The 402-nt window shown below is 72.1% G+C and carries 1 pseudogene; it reads left to right on the top strand.

The features are described from left to right. Positions 1-154: 154 nt before the first annotated feature. Positions 155-402 (top strand): annotated as a pseudogene (locus tag CAY82_RS27720) (50S rRNA methyltransferase); the annotation flags it as partial.

The following is a 402-nucleotide window of genomic DNA, read 5'->3' as shown; positions in this document are numbered from 1 at the left end:
CCGCTCTGCTGTCGTGGACCTTCACCACGGACGATGCCCCGGAACCGTAGCGGTCGCCGACCGGTGTCCGCCCGCTGCCCGTGCGGTGTCCGGCCGCTGCCCGCCCGGTGCCGTGGCCCGGAGGCCCGGGGGACTCGGTTAGCCTGAGGGCACAATGAACCGTTTGACGACGTCATCGGGTGCGTACGACCTCACCCGCTTCCCCGAGGACCCCCGCGACAGGCTCCGTGCCTGGGACGCCGCCGACGAATACCTGTTGCGGCACCTGGCCGGCATCGAGTCGGAGCCCGTGGACATCTCCGGCACCGTCGTCGTGGTGGGCGACCGGTGGGGCGCGCTGGTCACGGCGCTGTCCGCGCACCGCCCCGTACAGATCACCGACTCCTTCCTCGCCCAGCAGGC

It is taken from the genome of Pseudomonas sp. SID14000 (genome assembly GCF_002165135.1).
Classification (GTDB): domain Bacteria; phylum Pseudomonadota; class Gammaproteobacteria; order Pseudomonadales; family Pseudomonadaceae; genus Aquipseudomonas.
This window is presented reverse-complemented; position numbering and strand designations above follow the sequence as displayed.